At 57.4% G+C, this 14,901-nt stretch carries 16 protein-coding genes and 3 tRNA genes; 13 read left to right on the top strand and 6 right to left on the bottom strand.

What is annotated here, in order from left to right; genetic code table 11:
- Positions 1-57: 57 nt before the first annotated feature.
- Positions 58-297: a DUF1435 domain-containing protein gene (locus EDF75_RS20695; protein ID WP_045860323.1), complete on the top strand. Its 240-nt coding sequence runs from the start codon at positions 58-60 to the stop codon at positions 295-297.
- A gap of 22 nt (positions 298-319) precedes the next feature.
- Here the strand turns inward: EDF75_RS20695 and EDF75_RS20690 are convergent.
- From EDF75_RS20690 to rsmC, 4 genes are all read right to left on the bottom strand, one after another.
- Positions 320-405, bottom strand: a tRNA-Leu gene (locus tag EDF75_RS20690).
- A 30-nt stretch (positions 406-435) separates the two neighbouring features.
- Positions 436-521, bottom strand: a tRNA-Leu gene (locus EDF75_RS20685).
- 28 nt (positions 522-549) lie between these two features.
- A tRNA-Leu gene (locus EDF75_RS20680) sits at positions 550-635 on the bottom strand.
- A 170-nt stretch (positions 636-805) separates the two neighbouring features.
- A complete protein-coding gene (gene rsmC / locus EDF75_RS20675) occupies positions 806-1,834 on the bottom strand; it encodes a 16S rRNA (guanine(1207)-N(2))-methyltransferase RsmC (protein WP_133600730.1) in 1,029 nt (342 codons plus the stop codon).
- A 174-nt stretch (positions 1,835-2,008) separates the two neighbouring features.
- Between rsmC and EDF75_RS20670 the strand changes: the two genes are divergently transcribed.
- From EDF75_RS20670 to deoD, 12 genes are all read left to right on the top strand, one after another.
- Positions 2,009-2,422: a DNA polymerase III subunit psi gene (locus EDF75_RS20670; protein ID WP_041143940.1), complete on the top strand. Its 414-nt coding sequence runs from the start codon at positions 2,009-2,011 to the stop codon at positions 2,420-2,422.
- Positions 2,391-2,837 carry a ribosomal protein S18-alanine N-acetyltransferase gene (gene rimI, locus EDF75_RS20665; protein WP_133600729.1) on the top strand — a complete coding sequence of 149 codons (447 nt, stop codon included), beginning with the start codon at positions 2,391-2,393 and terminating at the stop codon, positions 2,835-2,837. Before EDF75_RS20670 ends, rimI begins: the two co-directional genes overlap by 32 nt.
- A 14-nt stretch (positions 2,838-2,851) precedes the next feature.
- Entirely contained in the window at positions 2,852-3,529 is a 678-nt protein-coding gene (yjjG, locus tag EDF75_RS20660; RefSeq protein WP_133600728.1) for a pyrimidine 5'-nucleotidase, read from the top strand.
- Positions 3,530-3,620: 91 nt separating this feature from the next.
- Positions 3,621-5,210, top strand: coding sequence for a peptide chain release factor 3 (gene prfC / locus EDF75_RS20655; RefSeq protein ID WP_041143943.1), 1,590 nt, complete (start codon positions 3,621-3,623; stop codon positions 5,208-5,210).
- A 218-nt stretch (positions 5,211-5,428) separates the two neighbouring features.
- Positions 5,429-6,040 (top strand): molecular chaperone OsmY, encoded by a 612-nt coding sequence (gene osmY, locus EDF75_RS20650; RefSeq protein WP_133600727.1) that lies wholly within the window; start codon positions 5,429-5,431, stop codon positions 6,038-6,040.
- Positions 6,041-6,161: 121 nt separating this feature from the next.
- On the top strand, positions 6,162-6,323 hold the full coding sequence (locus EDF75_RS20645; protein WP_004857650.1) for a DUF1328 domain-containing protein: 162 nt from the start codon (positions 6,162-6,164) through the stop codon (positions 6,321-6,323).
- A gap of 142 nt (positions 6,324-6,465) precedes the next feature.
- Entirely contained in the window at positions 6,466-7,539 is a 1,074-nt protein-coding gene (locus EDF75_RS20640) for a patatin-like phospholipase family protein (protein WP_133600726.1), read from the top strand.
- Positions 7,539-8,315: a TatD family hydrolase gene (locus EDF75_RS20635; RefSeq protein WP_133600725.1), complete on the top strand. Its 777-nt coding sequence runs from the start codon at positions 7,539-7,541 to the stop codon at positions 8,313-8,315. Before EDF75_RS20640 ends, EDF75_RS20635 begins: the two co-directional genes overlap by 1 nt.
- Before the next feature lie 438 nt (positions 8,316-8,753).
- The gene (gene deoC, locus EDF75_RS20630; RefSeq protein ID WP_133600724.1) at positions 8,754-9,533 is read left to right on the top strand and encodes a deoxyribose-phosphate aldolase; all 780 of its coding nucleotides are present in this window, start codon (positions 8,754-8,756) and stop codon (positions 9,531-9,533) included.
- A 156-nt stretch (positions 9,534-9,689) separates the two neighbouring features.
- Positions 9,690-11,012, top strand: a complete 1,323-nt coding sequence (gene deoA, locus EDF75_RS20625) for a thymidine phosphorylase (protein WP_133600723.1) — start codon at positions 9,690-9,692, stop codon at positions 11,010-11,012.
- A 52-nt stretch (positions 11,013-11,064) separates the two neighbouring features.
- Positions 11,065-12,288, top strand: a complete 1,224-nt coding sequence (gene deoB, locus EDF75_RS20620; RefSeq protein ID WP_133600722.1) for a phosphopentomutase — start codon at positions 11,065-11,067, stop codon at positions 12,286-12,288.
- 57 nt (positions 12,289-12,345) lie between these two features.
- A complete protein-coding gene (deoD, locus tag EDF75_RS20615; RefSeq protein WP_041143950.1) occupies positions 12,346-13,065 on the top strand; it encodes a purine-nucleoside phosphorylase in 720 nt (239 codons plus the stop codon).
- An 87-nt stretch (positions 13,066-13,152) separates the two neighbouring features.
- Here the strand turns inward: deoD and lplA are convergent, their stop codons facing one another.
- Complete coding sequence (gene lplA, locus EDF75_RS20610; protein WP_133600721.1) at positions 13,153-14,169, bottom strand: lipoate--protein ligase LplA; 1,017 nt, start codon at positions 14,167-14,169, stop codon at positions 13,153-13,155.
- Between the two features lie 11 nt (positions 14,170-14,180).
- Positions 14,181-14,816, bottom strand: coding sequence for a YtjB family periplasmic protein (locus EDF75_RS20605; RefSeq protein WP_133600720.1), 636 nt, complete (start codon positions 14,814-14,816; stop codon positions 14,181-14,183).
- Positions 14,817-14,901 lie beyond the last annotated feature (85 nt).

Raw genomic sequence — 14,901 nt, 5'->3', positions numbered from 1 at the left:
AATGATAAAAGCTATCATATGATATTGGTTATCATTATCGTTATGAGAGGTGAAAAGATGTTGCAGCGGACTTTAGGCAGCGGATGGGGCATGCTGCTTCCGGGCGCAGTCATTGCTGCTCTTGGATTTGCTGATTTGTCGCTGGATGCCTGGCGCGGGTTGGTAACCCTGGGACTGCTGATGTCTGCCGTGATGATCTGGCACCGACAGCTGCGTCATTTTGTATTGCTGCCGTCATGCGTGGCGTTGGTCAGCGGGATTATGCTGATGACGTTGAATTTAAGGCTGATGGGGTAATTCAGAGGGAGAGTAAGAATATTGGTGCGAGGGGGGGGACTCGAACCCCCACATCCTAAGGACACTAACACCTGAAGCTAGCGCGTCTACCAATTCCGCCACCTTCGCACAGTATTCTTAATTTCGATATCGCCTCGTTGGTGCGAGGGGGGGGACTCGAACCCCCACATCCTAAGGACACTAACACCTGAAGCTAGCGCGTCTACCAATTCCGCCACCTTCGCACAGTGCGAGCGATATCTACGTGGATGATGGTGCGAGGGGGGGGACTCGAACCCCCACATCCTAAGGACACTAACACCTGAAGCTAGCGCGTCTACCAATTCCGCCACCTTCGCATACCATCGACACTATGAAAGTATCGTTACCACGGAGGCGCATTCTAGTGGTTTTCAGCTATTCGTCAATAGTTAATTGTGCTGGCGGAATTGATTGTTGCAAAAAGGCGCGGCGGGAGGCGGTAAAAGGCCGGCGACGCGTGGTTACGTCGCCGGACGGTAGCGAGGCGCTATTTCTTCGCCTGGCGGGTCATCACGGTGCGGTAGACCTTAAAGCGGCCGGTCTGCGCGAGAACTTCGTGGAAGCCGAAGATTTCGTCAAGCACGTCCGGATAAGGCAGGAAGGCGTTAGCGACAATGCGCAGCTCGCCGCCGCTGCCGAGGTGGCGTACCGCCCCGCGAATCAGGGTTTGCGCCGCTTCCTGGCTGGTCTGCAGGCCGTCATGGAACGGCGGGTTGGAAATGATCATGTCAAACCGGCCGTTAACTTTGGAGAACACGTTGCTGGCGAAGACTTCACCTTCAATGCCGTTGGCGGCGAGGGTGGCGCGGCTGGCCTCTACCGCCGGCGCGCTGACGTCACAGAGGGTTAAGCGGACCTTCGGCGAATGGCTTGCCAGTACGGTCGCCAGCACGCCCGCGCCGCAGCCGACGTCGAGCACTTTGCCCTTGGTATGCGGCGTCAGCGTTGAGAGCAGCAACTGGCTACCGACGTCCAGCCCGTCGCGGCTGAATACGCCCGGCAGGGTTTTAATCGTCAGGTTATCGAGCGGATATTCGCCCCAGTACTGCTCAGGGTCGAAGGTCGGCTGTTTTTCCAGGCGACCGTGATACAGCCCACAGCGGCGGGCGCTGTCAACTTTGGTCAGCGGCGCGTAGTCGGCCAGCATCGGCTCGGCGCTGCGCACGCCGCTGCGGTTTTCACCGACCACGAAAATATCGATACCGGTCGGCAGCAGCGACAGCAGGTTCATCAGCTGGAACTGGGCTTCCGGCTTGTTCTTCGGCCAGTAGTAAATCAGCGTATCGCAATCGGCGACGTCGCTGGCCTGCGCCACCAGGCCAAAGCTGGCGCTCTCGCCCATCTGGCGGCTCAGCACCTGCCAGTGGTGAAACTGCTGGGTGTGAACGCGGCTGGCAGCGGTGTCCAGACGTGCGGGCAGGTCATCCTGCAGGTCACCGGCAAACAGAACGCGGGCGGACTCGAAATCATCACTGTGGCGCAGCAAGACTTCACTTGCCGGGGTAAAAGCAGACATGAAACACTCCTTCATTAAGACTGGCGCCGATTATACACGTTATCCTTAGCGCTGCCTCTTTGTTGGCTGTCCCTGCGAGCGTCGCCGTATTCCGCCGCCGACAGGGCGGAGTTTGTTGGCGCAAATACGACGGATTTGCTATATTGCGCGCTTGATTAACAGGAGTGTTTCGCTATGACATCCCGACGAGACTGGCAATTACAGCAGCTGGGCATTACCCAGTGGTCGCTGCGTCGCCCCGGGGCGTTGCAGGGCGAAATCGCTATCTCACTGGCCGGGCATATTCGTCTGGTGATGGTGGCGGAAAATCCGCCGTCGCTCAGCGAACCGCTAATCGGCGACGTTCTACGCGCGCTGGCGCTGACGCCGGATCAGGTGCTGCAGCTGACGCCAGACCGCGTGGCGATGCTGCCGCAGAACGGCCGCTGTAACAGCTGGCGGCTAGGCACGGACGCACCGTTGCTGCTGGCGGGCGCACAGGTAACCTCGCCCGCTTTTGATGAACTTCAGACCAGCGCGCCTGCCCGTATGGCGCTCTGGCAACAAATCTGCGCACATGAACACGATTTCTACCCTCAACACGGCTGATTTGCCCCGAGCCTGGCAAATAGAAACCCGCGCCCACGCTTTTCCGTGGAGCGAGCAAACCTTCGCCAGCAATCAGGGAGAACGCTACCTGAATCTCCGGCTGGCGGTCGATGGTGAAATGGCGGCCTTTGCCATTACGCAAATTGTGCTGGACGAGGCGACGCTGTTTAACATCGCCGTCGATCCGTCCTTCCAGCGGCGCGGCCTGGGTCGCGAGCTGCTGGAACGGGTGATTGATGAGGTTGAAAAACGCGGCGTTGCCACGCTGTGGCTGGAGGTTCGCGCGTCTAACGCTGCGGCCATTGCGCTGTATGAAAGCTTAGGCTTTAACGAGGCGACCATCCGCCGCAACTACTACCCTACGGCCGACGGTCGTGAGGATGCAATCATTATGGCTCTACCGCTAAGCATGTAAGACAAGGTGATACGATGAAGTGGGACTGGATTTTCTTTGATGCCGATGAAACGCTGTTTACGTTTGACTCCTTCACCGGTTTACAGCGGATGTTCCTCGACTATAGCGTGACGTTTACCGCTGAAGATTTTCAGGACTATCAGGCCGTGAATAAACCGCTGTGGGTGGATTATCAAAACGGCGCTATCACCTCGCTTCAGCTGCAGCACCAGCGTTTTGATAGCTGGGCCAGCCGCCTGAGCGTGCCGCCGGGCGAGCTTAACGATGCGTTCATGAACGCGATGGCCGAGATTTGTTCGCCGCTTCCTGGGGCGGTATCGCTGCTGAATGCGCTGCAGGGCAAGGTGAAGATGGGGATTATTACCAACGGCTTCACCTCGCTGCAGCAGATCCGTCTGGAACGAACCGGTTTGCGCGATCACTTTGATTTATTGATTATTTCTGAACAAGTCGGCGTCGCAAAACCGGATGCGCGGATCTTTGACTACGCCCTGGCACAGGCGGGCGTTGCGGATCGTTCCCGCGTGCTGATGGTGGGGGACACCGTGGAGTCTGATATCCGCGGCGGCGTCAACGCCGGCCTCGCGACCTGCTGGCTCAACGCCCATCAGCGCGAGCTGCCTGAGGATCTCCGCCCGGACTGGACGGTAACCTCGTTAAGCGAACTGGAGCAGCTCCTGTGTAAACACTGATTGCCTCCCCCCCGTTGATGGGTAAAATAGCCGCAATTTTTCGTATTTAACATGCGTGGCCGGTTGCCGCGTTTACTAAGAAGATTCAATTATGACGTTGTCTCCTTATCTGCAGGAGGTGGCCAAGCGCCGCACTTTTGCCATTATTTCTCACCCGGATGCCGGTAAAACTACCATCACCGAAAAGGTGCTGCTGTTCGGACAGGCGATTCAAACCGCCGGTACCGTTAAAGGCCGCGGTTCCAACCAGCACGCCAAATCGGACTGGATGGAGATGGAAAAGCAGCGCGGTATCTCTATTACCACGTCGGTGATGCAGTTCCCGTATCACGGTAGCCTGGTTAACCTGCTGGATACCCCGGGCCACGAAGACTTCTCTGAAGATACCTATCGTACGCTGACGGCGGTGGACTGCTGCCTGATGGTTATCGATGCGGCCAAAGGCGTCGAAGATCGTACCCGTAAGCTGATGGAAGTAACCCGTCTGCGCGACACGCCGATCCTGACGTTTATGAACAAGCTCGATCGCGATATTCGCGATCCGATGGAGCTGCTGGACGAAGTTGAAAACGAGCTGCGCATCGCCTGCGCGCCGATCACCTGGCCGATTGGCTGCGGGAAGCTGTTTAAGGGCGTGTACCATCTCTATAAAGATGAAACGTATCTCTATCAGACCGGCAAAGGCCACACTATTCAGGAAGTCCGCATTATTAAGGGCCTGAATAACCCGGATCTCGACAGCGCGGTCGGTGAAGACCTCGCGCAGCAGCTGCGCGATGAGCTGGAGCTGGTGCAGGGTGCCTCCAACGAGTTTGATAAAGAGCTGTTCCTGGCTGGGGAAATCACCCCGGTCTTCTTCGGGACGGCTTTAGGTAACTTTGGCGTCGATCATATGCTGGATGGCCTGGTGGATTGGGCGCCCGCACCGATGCCGCGCAAGACCGATACGCGCGAAGTCCGCGCGGAAGAAGAGAAGTTCACCGGCTTTGTGTTTAAAATTCAGGCCAACATGGATCCGAAACACCGCGACCGCGTGGCCTTTATGCGCGTGGTTTCCGGGCAGTATGAAAAGGGTATGAAGCTGCGTCAGGTGCGTATTGGCAAAGACGTGGTGATTTCCGACGCGCTAACCTTTATGGCCGGCGATCGCTCGCACGTTGAAGAAGCCTACCCTGGCGATATTATCGGCTTACATAACCACGGCACCATTCAGATTGGCGATACCTTCACCCAGGGCGAGATGATGAAGTTCACCGGCATTCCGAACTTCGCGCCGGAGCTGTTCCGTCGTATTCGTCTGAAGGATCCGCTGAAGCAGAAACAGCTGCTCAAAGGGCTGGTTCAGCTCTCTGAAGAGGGCGCGGTACAGGTCTTCCGTCCGATCGCTAATAACGATCTGATCGTCGGGGCCGTCGGGGTGCTGCAGTTTGACGTGGTGGTTGCGCGCCTGAAGAGCGAATATAACGTGGAAGCGATTTACGAATCGGTCAACGTGGCGACCGCTCGCTGGGTCGAATCGACCGACGTGAAGAAATTCGAAGAGTTTAAGCGTAAAAACGAAATTCAGCTGGCTCTCGATGGCGGCGATAATTTGACCTATATTGCCCCGACGATGGTGAACCTTAACCTGACTCAGGAGCGTTACCCTGAAGTGATGTTCCGCAAAACGCGCGAGCACTAATCCTTTCTGGAGCGCGGCCTGAGCCGCGCTCTGCTCGATTTCCCTGCCGTTCCCACCGCTAAAGAAAGTTCTTAATTTTTTCCGTTCTCCCGTTTTTTTATGCATATTTCCCTCCTTCCTTACGACCTTCTACTATATTTAATAAGCAATTTTCAAAATGCTGGCTTAATAAACTACTTATTTTGCTTTACCGATATAGAAATAACGAGGAGATCACCATGACAAGACGAAAGAATACCAGCAAGCTGCTGGCGCTCTTCTTGGGCTCGGCTATGATCAGCGCCTCGGCATATGCGGACAACTCAACGACGGACAGCGCAAAGTCCGTTGCCAACAGCGCCGGGCAGGCTGTCGATAGCTCGATGAATAAAGTCGGCGACTTTATGGACGACAGCACCATTACTGCCAGAGTTAAGGCGGCGCTGATCGATGATAAAAGCATCCGCAGCACGGATATCTCGGTGAAAACTGAGAACAAAGCGGTCACCCTGAGCGGCTCGGTAGAGAGCACCGAGCAGAAAGAGCAGGCGGTCAAAATAGCGAAGGAGGTTAAAGGCGTCTCGACGGTCAACGACAAGCTGAGCGTCGCCAACGAGCAGCCTGCAAGCCTGAAGGGCTACGCTGGCGATACGGCGATTACCAGCGAAATCAAAGCTAAGCTGCTGGCCGACGATATTGTCCCTTCGCGGAAGGTGACGGTTGAAACCAGCGCTGGCACCGTGCGTCTGTCCGGGACGGTGGCATCTCGTCAGCAGGCAGAACGCGCCGTTGAAATAGCCAAAGCCGTCACCGGCGTAAAAACCGTGAAAAATGACCTCAGCGTCCAATAACACCGTTCAATAAATAAATTTTTTCGGCGACTGCCGTTTAATAGAGCACGACAGGGTTGGTGCCTGCGCGACCTGAGCGCGTAGAAAAGCGACCGTTATCCACTATGGTAAGGAGAGCATTATGTTTCGATGGGGCATTATTTTTCTGGTCATCGCCTTAATTGCCGCCGCTTTAGGATTCGGTAGCCTGGCGGGTACGGCAGCCTGGGCGGCAAAAATTGTCTTTGTCGTCGGTATTATTCTGTTCCTGGTCAGCCTGTTTACCGGGCGCCGGCGCCCGTAGATGCTAAGGCCAGAACGGCAGTAAGCGTATTGATGAAATAGTGTTTTACATAAAGCCAGTCTATATGACTGGCTTTTGCTGTATCAGGGGGTTAAAAATTGCGTTACCTTGAGGCGATAGAATAAGCAAACAGGAAGACAGAGTGGGGCATCGAATTCCCGTCACGCTTGGCAACATTGCGCCATTATCGGTTAAACCTTTTCACCCAGGCAAGCTTGGCCTGGTGTGTGAGGGGGGAGGACAACGGGGGATTTTTACCGCCGGGGTGCTGGATGAGTTCATGCGCGCCGGATTTAACCCTTTTGACATTATGCTCGGCACCTCTGCCGGGGCGCAAAATCTCTCCGCCTATATGTGCAACCAGCAGGGCTACGCGCGCAAGGTGATCACGCGTTACACTACCTCCCGCGAGTTTTTTGACCCGATGCGCTTCGTGCGCGGCGGGAATCTTATCGACCTCGACTGGCTGGTAGGAACCACGGCGCAAAAAATGCCTCTGGCGATGAGCTACGCCGAAGATCGGTTTGCGCAGGGCAAAGAGCTGTGGATGTGCGCCTGCCGCGGCGATGACTATACCCCTAACTACTTTTCCCCGACGCAGTCCACCTGGCTCGATCAGATCCGCGCCTCCAGCGCGATCCCCGGATTTTATCGCAGCGGCGTGATGCTTGACGGTATCAGCTATCTCGACGGCGGCGTCAGCGACGCGATCCCGGTGCAGGAGGCGGCAAAACGCGGCGCGCAGACGATTGTGGTGATCCGCACGGTTCCGTCGCAGATGTACTATACCCCGCAGTGGTTTAAACGTATGGAGCGCTGGCTCGGCGAAAGCAGCCTGCAGCCGTTTGTCAATCTGGTCCAGCACCATGAGGCCACCTACCGCGCCACCCAGCAGTTTATTGATAAGCCGCCGGATAAGCTGCGGATCCTCGAAATCTACCCGCAGAAGCCGTTAAAAAGCATGGCCCTGGGGAGCCGGCTGCCGGCGCTGCTGGAGGATTATAAAACCGGCCGTCAGTGCGGCCGCTATTTCCTGGCAACGGTGGGCAAGCTGCTGGCCGACCGCCCGCCGCTGCTGCGGCATATGCCGCGTCTCGCGGTGCCCGCGCCGGTGGTGGTGCCGCCGGCTTCCGTGGCCAACGATGCGCACCAGGCAACCCTGATTGACGCCGCGCAGGCCAACGATGCCAGCTTCGATAATGAGGATCTGGCGTAATGCGGCAGTTTATCGATACCCACTGTCATTTCGATTTCCCGCCGTTTGCCGATGATGAAACGGACAGCATCGCCCGGGCCGCGCGTGAAGGTGTGATGCGGATTATTGTTCCCGCCACCGAGGCGGACAATTTTCCCCGCGTGCTGGCCCTGGCTGCACAGCATGATGCGCTGTATGCCGCGCTGGGCCTGCATCCGATAGTGATTGAGCGTCATGACGAGAGCAGCCTTCAGCGCCTTGAGGCGTGCCTGCAGCAGCGCAGCGCGAAGGTGGTAGCGATTGGGGAAATTGGCCTCGATCTCTATCGTGAGGACCCGCAGTTCGATCGCCAGCAGGCGGTTCTTGAGGCGCAGCTGCGGCTGGCAAAACGCTATGATTTGCCGGTTATCCTTCATTCGCGACGCACCCACGATAAGCTGGCGATGCTGCTGAAAAAGCACGCTCTGGCGCGTACCGGGGTGGTGCATGGCTTTGCCGGCAGCCTGCAGCAGGCGGAGCGTTTCGTGCAGTCAGGATACAAAATTGGCGTTGGCGGAACCATTACCTATCCCCGCGCCAGCAAAACGCGTGAGGTCATGTCGCGTCTGCCGCTGTCGGCGCTGCTGCTGGAAACGGACGCTCCGGATATGCCGCTAAACGGCTTTCAGGGAGAGCCAAACCGCCCGGAGCAGGCGGCTCGGGTCTTTGCCACTCTGTGCGAGCTGCGCCAGGAGCCGGCGGATGCTATCGCCGAGGCTCTCCTGAGCAACACCGAAGCGTTGTTCGGCAGGCTATAACACCTCGCTTAACAAGCGAAACCCGCCCTCTGGGCCGTGGCGGCGGCAAAACTCACGCTACGGCTCCCTTGTTTGTGAAAATTCCATCATTCCCTGATGTTGATTAAAATCGTTATTTTTCAATCTACAATCGCATAAACTCTCTTTCTTTAGCACAATACGTGCGCGCTGGTGTCGAGTTTTACGTCGCCTGTATGTTATAATAATAACATTGTCGCGCGATGAGGAATTCTGATTATGCTTAAAGAAAACTTGTCGCTGAGACGGTGAGTATGGATATTTTATGCGATTTACATCTCATTATGGTTATGCAAGTTAGTAATTAGTTTTCATTAACTGTGATGGATGTCGAAGTGTAGCGGCGAGGTGATGTTACAATAGTAACAGACTCGCAAGGTGACAAACTATTGAACCGGCAATACGCCGTCGGAGTATGAAATGACTGATTTATCTGCAAGCAGCCTGCGCGCATTGAAACTGATGGACCTGACCACCCTGAATGACGACGACACCAATGAGAAGGTGATTGCGCTGTGTCATCAGGCAAAAACGCCGGTCGGTAACACGGCCGCTATCTGCATCTACCCACGCTTTATTCCGATTGCTCGTAAAACCTTGAATGAGCAGGGCACGCCGGATATCCATATCGCCACGGTGACCAACTTCCCGCACGGTAATGACGATATCGATATCGCCCTGGCGGAAACCCGAGCCGCGATCGCCTACGGCGCCGATGAAGTTGACGTGGTATTCCCGTACCGGGCGCTGATTGCCGGCAACGAGCAGGTTGGATTCGACCTGGTTAAAGCCTGTAAAGAGGCCTGCGCGGCGTCTAACGTTCTGCTCAAAGTGATTATCGAAACCGGCGAGCTGAAAGAAGAAGCGCTGATCCGCAAAGCCTCCGAAATTTCCATCAAAGCGGGCGCGGATTTCATCAAGACCTCTACCGGTAAAGTGCCGGTAAACGCCACGCCGGAAAGCGCGCGCATCATGCTGGAAGTTATCCGCGATATGGGCGTACAGGAAACCGTAGGCTTTAAGCCAGCGGGCGGCGTGCGCAGCGCGGAAGACGCGCAGCAGTTCCTGGCGATTGCCGATGAGCTGTTCGGCGCAGAGTGGGCTGACTCGCGTCACTATCGTTTTGGCGCGTCAAGCCTGCTGGCTAGCCTGCTGAAAGCGCTGGGCCACGGCGACGGTAAGAGTGCCAGCAGCTACTAAGACGTAACGGTGACATAACCGTATCCCGGACGAAGCGCGCCAGCGCCGAGGCCGGGAGATCCCCGGCGCCGCAACGTGCGGCCGGGCTTCAGGATTTTAGCACGGGCGCAGATAACGCCGCCCGTCGTGTTTGACCTTATTCCTCAGGGGGTTACCTTGTTTCTCGCACAAGAAATTATTCGTAAAAAACGTGATGGTCACGCGCTGAGCGATGATGAAATCCGCTTTTTCATCAACGGGATCCGCGATAATACCGTCTCCGAAGGGCAGATAGCTGCCCTGGCGATGACCATTTTTTTCCACGATATGACTATGCCAGAACGCGTTTCGCTGACGATGGCGATGCGGGATTCAGGAACCGTACTGAACTGGAAAAGCCTCAATCTTAACGGGCCGATCGTGGATAAGCACTCCACCGGCGGCGTGGGCGACGTCACGTCGCTGATGCTTGGCCCGATGGTCGCCGCCTGCGGCGGCTACGTGCCGATGATCTCCGGTCGTGGACTGGGGCATACCGGCGGAACGCTCGACAAGCTGGAAGCGATCCCCGGTTTTGATATTTTCCCGGACGACGGCCGTTTCCGCGACATCATTAAGGATGTCGGCGTGGCTATCATCGGACAGACCAGCTCGCTGGCGCCTGCCGACAAGCGCTTCTACGCCACCCGCGATATTACCGCGACGGTGGACTCGATTCCGCTGATCACCGCCTCTATTCTGGCGAAAAAGCTGGCTGAAGGCCTGGATGCGCTGGTGATGGACGTGAAGGTGGGCAGCGGCGCCTTTATGCCGACCTACGAACTCTCTGCGGCGCTGGCCGAAGCGATCGTTGGCGTCTCCAACGGCGCGGGCGTGCGCACCACCGCGCTGCTGACCGATATGAATCAGGTGCTGGCCTCCAGCGCCGGTAACGCCGTCGAAGTCCGCGAAGCGGTGCGGTTCCTGACCGGCGAATACCGCAATCCGCGTCTGTTTGACGTGACCATGGCGCTGTGCGTCGAAATGCTGATTTCCGGCAAGCTGGCCCAGGACGACGCCGACGCGCGGGCGAAGCTGCAGGCGGTGCTGGATAACGGTAAAGCGGCCGAGGTCTTTGGCCGAATGGTGGCTGCGCAGAAAGGCCCGAACGATTTCGTTGAAAACTATGATAAATATCTGCCGACCGCGATGCTGAGCAAGGCGGTTTATGCCGATGGCGAAGGGTTTGTCGCTGAAATGGACACCCGCGCGCTGGGCATGGCGGTGGTGTCGATGGGCGGCGGTCGTCGCCAGGCATCCGACCCGATTGACTACAGCGTCGGCTTTACCGATATGGCCCGCCTTGGCGATAGCGTTGACGGGCAGCGGCCGCTGGCGGTGATTCATGCGAAAGATGAATCCAGCTGGCAGGAGGCCGCCAAAGCCGTGAAGGCGGCAATAAAACTGGACGATACCGCACCGAAAGAAACGCCGACGGTCTATCGTCGCATTACTGAATAGCTGTATACTGATCTGATCGCTTTTTTGCAGCGCAAAAGGTACGGAGAATAATATGAAACGTGCATTTATTATGGTGCTGGACTCCTTCGGCATCGGTGCGACTGAAGATGCTGCTCGCTTTGGCGACGTTGGCGCAGATACCCTCGGACACATTGCGCAAGCCTGTGCCAAAGGGGAAGCCGACATCGGCCGCAAAGGCCCGCTGAATTTACCAAACCTGACCCGTCTCGGTCTGGTAAAAGCGCATGAAGGTTCTACGGGTTCCATCGCGGCTGGAATGGATGGAAATGCGGAAGTTGTCGGCGCCTATGCGTGGGCGCACGAACTCTCTTCCGGTAAAGATACGCCGTCAGGCCACTGGGAAATCGCCGGCGTGCCGGTGCTGTTCGACTGGGGCTACTTCCCGGAACACGAGAACAGCTTCCCGCAGGAGCTGCTGGACAAGCTGGTTAAGCGCGCAAACCTGCCGGGCTACCTCGGCAACTGCCACTCTTCCGGTACCGTCATTCTGGATCAGCTCGGCGAAGAGCATATGAAAACCGGCAAGCCGATTTTCTACACCTCCGCTGACTCGGTGTTCCAGATTGCCTGTCACGAAGAGACCTACGGTCTCGATAAGCTGTATGAGCTGTGCGAAATCGCGCGCGAAGAGCTGACCGAAGGCGGCTACAACATCGGCCGCGTGATTGCGCGTCCGTTTATCGGCGACAAGGCGGGCAACTTCCAGCGCACCGGTAACCGTCATGACCTCGCCGTTGAGCCGCCTGCCGCCACCGTGCTGCAGAAGCTGGTGGATGAGAAAGACGGCCACGTGGTGTCGGTGGGTAAAATTGCCGATATCTACGCGAACTGCGGGATCACCAAAAAAGTGAAGGCGACCGGCCTGGACGCGCTGTTTGACGCGACCATCAAAGAGATGAAAGAAGCGGGCGACAAGACAATCGTCTTCACCAACTTCGTCGATTTCGACTCTTCATGGGGCCACCGTCGCGATATCGCCGGCTACGCCGCGGGTCTGGAGCTGTTCGACCGCCGTCTGCCTGAGCTGATGGCGCTGGTCGGGGAAGATGACGTTCTGATCCTGACCGCCGATCACGGCTGTGACCCAAGCTGGCAGGGCACCGACCATACCCGGGAACATATTCCGGTACTGGTTTACGGTCCGAAGGTTAAACCCGGTTCGCTTGGCCACCGCGAAACCTTCGCGGATATCGGCCAAACGCTGGCGAGCTACTTCGGCACTTCCGCGATGGACTACGGCAAAGCTATGTTCTGATGGATTTGGGCGGGAACTTCCCGCCCTTCATGCATTTAAATATAAAAGGATAAAACGATGGCAACTCCACATATTAACGCCGAGATGGGTGATTTCGCTGACGTCGTGCTGATGCCGGGCGACCCGCTGCGCGCGAAGCACATTGCGGAAACTTTCCTTGAAGACGTGCGCGAAGTGAACAACGTGCGCGGCATGCTGGGCTTCACCGGGACCTACAAAGGCCGCAAAATCTCCGTTATGGGCCACGGTATGGGTATCCCATCCTGCTCCATCTATACCAAAGAGCTGATCACCGATTTCGGCGTGAAGAAAATCATTCGCGTCGGTTCCTGCGGCGCGGTACGCGCTGACGTGAAGCTGCGCGACGTGGTTATCGGTATGGGCGCCTGCACCGATTCCAAAGTGAACCGCCTGCGTTTTAAAGACCATGACTTTGCCGCTATCGCCGACTTTGGCATGGTGCGCAACGCCGTTGATGCCGCGAAAGCGCTGGGCGTTGACGCGCGCGTTGGTAACATCTTCTCCGCCGATCTGTTCTATACGCCGGACCCGTCGATGTTTGACGTGATGGAAAAATACGGCATTCTGGGCGTGGAAATGGAAGCGGCCGGTATCTACGGCGTGGCGGCGGAGTTCGGTGCAAAAGCGCTGACTATCTGCACCGTCTCTGACCATATCCGTACGCACGAGCAGACCACCGCTGCCGAGCGTCAGACCACCTTCAACGATATGATCAAAATCGCGCTGGAATCCGTTCTGCTGGGCGATCAAGAGTAAGATGAGCGGCTCTCCCCCCGATGCGGGGAGGGCCGCAGTTTCCGGCTAAGGCACGAACGCCGCTGCCGGATAGGCCGCCTCCTGCCATTACCGTACCGCACCCGCTATCCATGCGGACAGCTCGCCTAGCTCCTGTTCCTGCTCGGGGAAATCGACCCGTAGCGCCTCGCATGCCTGCTGCAGCGCCTCGGCGCGATACGCACAGCCCTGCAGCCGCGCGGCCAGCGCTTCCAGCGGCGCCGGGTTCAGGCTGTCGGTAAACACCTGCGTGCGGGTGATATGCCCCTTCTCGACGTCGAAATGCAGCTCGACGCCTCCCCAGCGAAAGCGCTCATCCAGCAGGTGAGAGAAGGCCGGCGCCTGGCCAAAATTCCACTCCCAGCTGCTCTGACGGGCGAAGGTTTCGGCAAAGTTCGGCAGATCGGGGGTTTTATCCGGCGAAATGACTTCGGCTTCCACCCGCTCGCCGTAATGTTTGAAAAAAGCCTCTTCAATGGCGGCGCAAACCTGACGGTGCGTAATGCCAGGCAGCAGCTCCACCAGATTGGCAACCCGGCCGCGTACCGAGGTTATCCCCTTGGCCTGCAGCTTTTTTTGGTCCGGATTGAGGTAGTTGGCGAGACGGCTTAAATCGGCGTTCAGCAGCAGCGTGCCGTGGTGAAAACCGCGATCCATGGTTTCACGGTAGGCGGAGCCGGAGACCTTGCGGTCGCCTTCGGCGGTTTTCACCACCAGATCGTTGCGCCCGGAGGCTTCCGCCGCGACGCCCAGCGCGTTAAGCGCCTCGAGGACGATACGCGTGGAGACGGTTTTATCGTACTCGGGCTTGCCCGCCATAAAGGTAAAGCAGGTGTTGCCCAGATCGTGAAAAACGGCGCCACCGCCGCTGCTGCGGCGGGCCAGACGCACGTTATCCTCCTCCATCCGGCGGGTGTTGCACTCTTTCCACGGGTTTTGCGCCCGGCCAATCACCACCGTATCGGCGTTGCGCCACAGGAACAGCACCCGCTGGGTTGCCGGCATCTGGCGGAAAATAGACTCCTCAACCGCGAGGTTGAACCACGGATCGTAGGAGTCGGAAAGCAGCAGGCGTAGAGTCGACATTGGCGATTTCCTTATTCATCTTTATCTTCATCCTGTACCGGCTTATTAGCGGTAAGCAGGAATGGCGACTGCTGCCAGCGGGTGCGTTTACCCTGCAGCAGGGTGCGGGTCAGCACGACGCCGATAGCCAGCGATAGCAGCAGCATCAGGCGGAGAATATTGGTGGTATTATCCACCTGTTTCGCCTCGGTCGCTAACGTATGGGTATCCAGCGTCAGGCGCAGGTAGCCAAGCGGACCGTTTTTGCCCTGAATAGGTTCGACGATTTGCTGATTAAAGTAGCCGCCGGCCTTTTTGCCGTCGAGGGCGAGCCTGTCGCGGACGTTGACGCCTTCGCCGGAGCGCGCCACCAGGTCGCCCTGGTCGTCATAGACGCCGGCATCAAGGATGCGGCTGCGTTGCGTAAGCTGCTCCAGCAGCTGGCCGATGCGCTTCTCATCGGGCGTTTCGCTGCGCATCAGCGGCGCAAGATTTAGCGAAACCTGCTGGGCGAGCGTGCGGGCCAGTTCTTCCAGCTGCGGGTTACGCTGCTTTTGACTGTTCTGGCTGAACCACGAGGCTCCCTGCATCAGGGCGACAAGAAGCGCCAGACAGATCAGAACGATGACGGCGCGATGCAGTCGGAATTTCAGTTTTGCGCGTACCATATTCCACCTTTAATATTTGCAGCTTAATGTTGCCAGAAGCGCTGGTTACAAGGTAGCCTCATGCGTTATTTTCCTCGCCTGAATG

The sequence above is a fragment of the Klebsiella sp. BIGb0149 genome, assembly GCF_004362605.1.
Classification (GTDB): domain Bacteria; phylum Pseudomonadota; class Gammaproteobacteria; order Enterobacterales; family Enterobacteriaceae; genus Klebsiella; species Klebsiella terrigena.
Note: the sequence above shows the minus strand (reverse complement) of the source record. Positions and strands in the feature narration are given on the sequence as shown.

What these genes read in the sequence shown, in the direction of transcription:
- rimI (WP_133600729.1), top strand. Translation starts at nt 2,391, where the DNA reads ATGAACACGATTTCTACCCTCAACACGGCTGATTTGCCCCGAGCCTGG.
- EDF75_RS20645 (WP_004857650.1), top strand. Translation starts at nt 6,162, where the DNA reads ATGTTTCGATGGGGCATTATTTTTCTGGTCATCGCCTTAATTGCCGCC.
- prfC (WP_041143943.1), top strand. Translation starts at nt 3,621, where the DNA reads ATGACGTTGTCTCCTTATCTGCAGGAGGTGGCCAAGCGCCGCACTTTT.
- EDF75_RS20635 (WP_133600725.1), top strand. Translation starts at nt 7,539, where the DNA reads ATGCGGCAGTTTATCGATACCCACTGTCATTTCGATTTCCCGCCGTTT.
- EDF75_RS20695 (WP_045860323.1), top strand. Translation starts at nt 58, where the DNA reads ATGTTGCAGCGGACTTTAGGCAGCGGATGGGGCATGCTGCTTCCGGGC.
- lplA (WP_133600721.1), bottom strand. Translation starts at nt 14,169, where the DNA reads ATGTCGACTCTACGCCTGCTGCTTTCCGACTCCTACGATCCGTGGTTC.
- osmY (WP_133600727.1), top strand. Translation starts at nt 5,429, where the DNA reads ATGACAAGACGAAAGAATACCAGCAAGCTGCTGGCGCTCTTCTTGGGC.
- EDF75_RS20670 (WP_041143940.1), top strand. Translation starts at nt 2,009, where the DNA reads ATGACATCCCGACGAGACTGGCAATTACAGCAGCTGGGCATTACCCAG.
- rsmC (WP_133600730.1), bottom strand. Translation starts at nt 1,834, where the DNA reads ATGTCTGCTTTTACCCCGGCAAGTGAAGTCTTGCTGCGCCACAGTGAT.
- EDF75_RS20605 (WP_133600720.1), bottom strand. Translation starts at nt 14,816, where the DNA reads ATGGTACGCGCAAAACTGAAATTCCGACTGCATCGCGCCGTCATCGTT.
- deoB (WP_133600722.1), top strand. Translation starts at nt 11,065, where the DNA reads ATGAAACGTGCATTTATTATGGTGCTGGACTCCTTCGGCATCGGTGCG.
- yjjG (WP_133600728.1), top strand. Translation starts at nt 2,852, where the DNA reads ATGAAGTGGGACTGGATTTTCTTTGATGCCGATGAAACGCTGTTTACG.
- deoC (WP_133600724.1), top strand. Translation starts at nt 8,754, where the DNA reads ATGACTGATTTATCTGCAAGCAGCCTGCGCGCATTGAAACTGATGGAC.
- deoD (WP_041143950.1), top strand. Translation starts at nt 12,346, where the DNA reads ATGGCAACTCCACATATTAACGCCGAGATGGGTGATTTCGCTGACGTC.